The sequence below is a fragment of the Paenibacillus cisolokensis genome, from assembly GCF_050481165.1.
In the GTDB taxonomy this organism is placed as follows: Bacteria; Bacillota; Bacilli; order Paenibacillales; family Paenibacillaceae; genus Paenibacillus_AH; species Paenibacillus_AH cisolokensis.
The window spans coordinates 1-4,366 of sequence record NZ_JBCNFP010000133.1 but is presented as its reverse complement, the minus strand read 5'-3'; the positions used below and the strand labels follow the sequence as shown (position 1 = coordinate 4,366).

At 46.8% G+C, this 4,366-nt stretch carries 9 protein-coding genes; 6 read left to right on the top strand and 3 right to left on the bottom strand.

Features of this window, described 5'->3' with window-relative positions; genetic code table 11:
• Positions 1-916 (top strand): DUF2325 domain-containing protein (locus ABEV74_RS19575; RefSeq protein ID WP_430148712.1); only part of this gene is annotated, 916 nt, incomplete at its 5' end.
• A 104-nt stretch (positions 917-1,020) separates the two neighbouring features.
• Here the strand turns inward: ABEV74_RS19575 and ABEV74_RS19570 are convergent.
• Complete coding sequence (locus ABEV74_RS19570; protein ID WP_430148709.1) at positions 1,021-1,347, bottom strand: hypothetical protein; 327 nt, start codon at positions 1,345-1,347, stop codon at positions 1,021-1,023.
• Positions 1,348-1,485: 138 nt separating this feature from the next.
• Between ABEV74_RS19570 and ABEV74_RS19565 the strand changes: the two genes are divergently transcribed.
• The 3 genes from ABEV74_RS19565 (at position 1,486) to ABEV74_RS19555 (ending at position 2,219) form a co-directional block, all read left to right on the top strand.
• Positions 1,486-1,707, top strand: coding sequence for a helix-turn-helix transcriptional regulator (locus tag ABEV74_RS19565; RefSeq protein ID WP_430148706.1), 222 nt, complete (start codon positions 1,486-1,488; stop codon positions 1,705-1,707).
• 75 nt (positions 1,708-1,782) lie between these two features.
• Positions 1,783-1,962 carry a hypothetical protein gene (locus tag ABEV74_RS19560; RefSeq protein ID WP_430148704.1) on the top strand — a complete coding sequence of 60 codons (180 nt, stop codon included), beginning with the start codon at positions 1,783-1,785 and terminating at the stop codon, positions 1,960-1,962.
• A complete protein-coding gene (locus ABEV74_RS19555) occupies positions 1,953-2,219 on the top strand; it encodes a DUF7667 family protein (RefSeq protein ID WP_430148715.1) in 267 nt (88 codons plus the stop codon). The genes ABEV74_RS19560 and ABEV74_RS19555 overlap by 10 nt, the downstream gene beginning before the upstream one ends.
• A 73-nt stretch (positions 2,220-2,292) precedes the next feature.
• On the opposite strand, the gene ABEV74_RS19550 is transcribed toward ABEV74_RS19555, so the two are convergent.
• On the bottom strand, positions 2,293-2,511 hold the full coding sequence (locus ABEV74_RS19550) for a helix-turn-helix domain-containing protein (RefSeq protein WP_430148701.1): 219 nt from the start codon (positions 2,509-2,511) through the stop codon (positions 2,293-2,295).
• 215 nt (positions 2,512-2,726) lie between these two features.
• Positions 2,727-3,446 (bottom strand): helix-turn-helix domain-containing protein, encoded by a 720-nt coding sequence (locus ABEV74_RS19545; protein ID WP_430148698.1) that lies wholly within the window; start codon positions 3,444-3,446, stop codon positions 2,727-2,729.
• Positions 3,447-3,618: 172 nt separating this feature from the next.
• Between ABEV74_RS19545 and ABEV74_RS19540 the strand changes: the two genes are divergently transcribed.
• Positions 3,619-3,846, top strand: a complete 228-nt coding sequence (locus tag ABEV74_RS19540) for a helix-turn-helix domain-containing protein (RefSeq protein ID WP_430148695.1) — start codon at positions 3,619-3,621, stop codon at positions 3,844-3,846.
• Positions 3,839-4,366: BRO-N domain-containing protein (locus tag ABEV74_RS19535; RefSeq protein WP_430148692.1), on the top strand; the 528-nt coding region annotated here is incomplete at its 3' end. The genes ABEV74_RS19540 and ABEV74_RS19535, both read left to right, overlap by 8 nt.

Genomic DNA, 4,366 nt, shown 5'->3' with positions numbered 1-4,366 from the left:
TCAGCAGGCACGCCGAGACGCCTTAATACACGTTAAGGACAAGGCGGCATTCTGGCGGGCGGCGAACGATTACTTTGTCCGCGAAGAGCTGCTATACATCGGTGCAATGGGTTGGGTCGCGGACTTACTCGCAAAGCGTTACGGTCTTAGGAGGACGCAATTTGCAATCCTGCACTTTCCGATCGCGGAGGCGCACGAGCCGCTCCGGGCGCAGGCCATGGGCAAACTTTTTCGGCGGGACAAAGGAGACAACGCTTTTTTGTTGCGTCACATTGCCCGATTGACCGAACAACTCGATGCCGCCAAAAAGCGCACGTCGGAGATTTATCGGGCCAACGAGCGGCTAAAGGCGGAGGTTGCTGAGTCGCAGCGCAAACTGGCAGACGCCTACGCGACGATTCGGAGGCTGGAGGAGAGTAGGATAGAGGCTACAAAGGAGCCGGAAGACAAGCGGCGGCTCCGAGAACAGAAGGCGTTTATCGCCGATCTGCTGGCCGAAGTCCGGCGTCTCCGCGCCATGCTTCCGGAGGAAGAAACACCAGAACAAGAACCGGAGGACATCGTCGCTGAGGAAGCGCAGCCGGACGTTGAGTCAGATTTATCGCATTTGGCTGGTATGACCGTTGCGCTGATCGGTGGCTACCGCGCTGGTCATGCTGAGTTAGACGGGTATCCTTGCCGGGTACTTCGGCACGACGGGCGCAAATTTGACCCGGATTATTATGCGACGCTCGCAGCGGCTGATTTTATCATCGTGTTGACGCGTTTTATTTCGCACGCGGCGATGTGGGACGCCCGGGCGTACGCTGTCGAGTCCGGAAAGCCGATCATTTATAGTGAGGCGATCAACGTTGCCCGTATACTTGAGCAGATCCCGCCTATCAACCAAAAAAAAGGCGAAGAGCAGGAGGCATAATGCCGACCTGCTCTTTTTGGTAGCGGGGCTATTGGAAATTCAAAAATAATTTCCGGTACATATACATATCGCGTACGAGCCGCGAATTCGGCCTTGAACGAGCTTTATGTATTTTTGGACGTTGTGCCCGATGGACGCTTTACTAATCCCATGACACCGGCGATAAGGAAAAGAATGCCTACGAAAGGGAAGGGTCTTACAAATATAGAACCGACGACTGCGGCGATTATAAACAGAATTGAGGCTAAATCTTGCTTTTTCGCCGAAATGACGCCAGCTACAATACCTGTTATACTAGCGGATAAAGTTACAAGTCCAGCAACGACTAAAAAAACACCTTCATCAGCCAGTAAATTGATGATCCCCCCTATAATGACAAAAATGCTCATCACAATACCAAAAACGCCGCCAATGATTCCAAGAATAAGCATATGACCCCTCCTGGACCTTTTGTACCATCATACAACAAACGTTCCAAAATGGCGATATGTGGAAAACGTCAAAACCTCTGAAATTTCCCGAAGGAATCGACAAGTAAGCCCGCCGAAGTAATGGGCGAGGTGATTAGGATGGTCTGCCAAATTAAATCCATACTGGCTCAATTAGATGTGTCACAGCAAGTTCTCGCCGATGCACTTGGCGTCAGCCGCAACACGATCACAAGTCTGGCCCGCAATCAGAGTTTGCCGAACTTGCGTTTGGCTTATGATATTCGAGATTTTTTCAACGCCAAAGCGGCAGAGCTTGGCATGGATAAGCGATGGAGTGTCGAGGATATTTGGGTGGAATAAATCCAAGATGGACGTGCATTATACAAGTTAACCGTGCATATACTGTACTATCAAACCGAAAAGGGGATGGTGCAGGTGGAAGATCAGAGCAAAAAAACGGTCTACCGTTTCCGGTACACCGTCGATAATCGTATCAAGGCCGTGGAAGTCTCTCAGGAGCCTTTTGAATCGGGGGGTAGTCATACCTATGCCGGATGGCTTGTCGTGGCTGCAGGGGCAATTCTGGCGGTCGTGTGGTGGCTTTTATGGCTTTAATGCCGTACCACTATCGTTTGGCGGAGCTGTGGACGTTGCATAGGCGTCGGCAGCTCACCGACGCCGAAACGATGGAAATGGCGCATTGCCTTGCTGCGAATGCAAAGTATTGTTGGGACGTCGTGACACTGCAAAATTTGTCGCTTGCTGCGTATCAAGCGGGGGACATGGAGTGGTTGCATGAGGTCTGCGCTCAGCTTGATGCGCTGGAGGAAAAGCAGGTTATGAAAAGGAAGGCGGGGGACGACTACGCATAATTGCGCGCATTTTGAGAACCTATACGTTCCCAAAATGTCCGGGGGAGTGCGGACAAACCGCAACCGCGCCTGCTCATTCGACAGTTATTTGCCACATGTACAGCTGCTCCATTTTTATACCTAAAATCACTGCAGCAGTGTACATCGCTTCGACGCTCATCTTCCGTTCGTCGTTGCACCAATGCGACACGATGCGCTTTGAATAGCCTGAGCGCCGAGCAAATTCGGCTTGAGATATCCCTCTATAGTCGAGCCAATACTGTAGCAGGCACCTCCCGCGGGAGTATGCCAATTAGTCCCTTTCCTCCAATCTGTCGAGATATGTCGATAATTAGTGTTCGTATGATGTTCGTATATTTGCTATACTGTATTTATCTTCCTACTCAAAGTATCTCTGCAAGGAGTGAGGGGTCATAAAAAGCGATATCGATTTAGACAAATTACTAGAACAATTGAAGGCCGAAGGAAAAGATACCCAAGTTTTGGAAGACTACTTAATGAGTTTACTTACTCAAAAAACGCACGAGCCAATTTAAGAAATCTTTCTTTTTCTTCATCTGTTAATACTCGTCCTCTAAAAGTTAGATCTCCGTTGATCAAGTCTTCAAGTTCAATAGGTTTGTTTTGATCACACTCCTTCATTTCGTCATGTGAAGGGAGTGTGATTTTATGTTTATAAAGTATTTCACTCAATTTTAATAATAGTTCTTCTTTTCGATGCACTTCTACTGTGCTTAAAATGGCGTCTTTTAAGGATTTATAATTAAAAAGCTTATTAAATTCGTTCTTCAATTCGTATAATTCACTTTCTAAATATTCCTCATCAGATCGGAAAAATTCAGCAAATCGCGTGATTGTTTTATTGATATTTGAAGTGTGCTGTGATAAATATGCATAATTTATACTTGAAATCACAGCCCTGAATATGTCCTCATGAAATTCTTCATAAAAAAAGCCCTCATCATCAACAAGCAGTTTGAGGGCGGAAAAAAGCTTGTTGTTAATATCAGTTTCAGTAGTTCCCTCATCACCTTCCCCGAGTAACGTTGAAACAGACACTTCTAAAGCATCTGCGATTTTCGAGATAAGTTCAACTGATGGATTTTTAATTCCCCCTTTTAGCAGCGCACTCATTGTTGAGTGAGGCACTCCAGAATTTTTTGCCAGTTTATATTGTGTCATCCCTTTGAGGTTCATTTGCTCTTTAATGTTCGAAATGAGATCCATCTAATCTCCCTCCAGATATTACGGCATACAGAAATAATATTTCAAAATATAAGAATAGTCAAGATAAACGGAGAAAATAAAAGAGAACACATGTTTTTATTGCGGAATTAAGACATTTCAATATTTTGAAATTACAATAGATTGTAATATTATTTCTTCGGGAGGTGAAATCATGGTAAGTATTGGCTCTCGGATCACGAAGCTTCGAGAAGAAAAGGGCCTGACACGTTACCGCCTCGCAATCAAAAGCGGCATCTCTTTTTCGTATATGTCCGCAATCGAGGAGGGTAAGCACAGTCCTTCACTGGATGTGGTTGAAAAAGTAGCATCAGGTCTGGGAATCAAACTATCCGAATTGTTTCAAGAGAATGAAATAAGGGAGGGTGGTGAACATGAATAAACCGCAGATTTTCAACCATCAGTCATTCGGTAATCTTCCGGTAATTGTGATTGACGGTGCTGAGTGGTTTGGAGCAACGGAAGCAGCTAAAGCGCTTGGATTCTCCAATCCCCATAAGGCCGTAGATCATCACGTTGAAAATGATGACTGTACGGTCCATACAGTCATCGACTCACTCGGCAGAACGCAACAAAAGAAGTTCATCAACGAATCCGGCATCTACAGCTTGATCTTCGGCGCGGCCAAACAAGGCAACAACCCGGAAATTCAAGAGAAGGCAAGACAGTTCAAACGGTGGGTGACCAGCGAAGTCCTTCCTTCGATAAGGCGAACCGGCAGCTATGCGCTTCAACCCATGACCACAGCTGAGATGATCGCCGCCATCGCCAATCAAGCCGTTGAACAAGAGCGTCGTTTGGCAGCAGTGGAAAAGCGACTTGACGATACGGCAGAGATTCTGGCGCTTAACCCGACGGAGTGGCGCCGGAAGACGACCGCACTCCTGAACAAGATCGCCAAG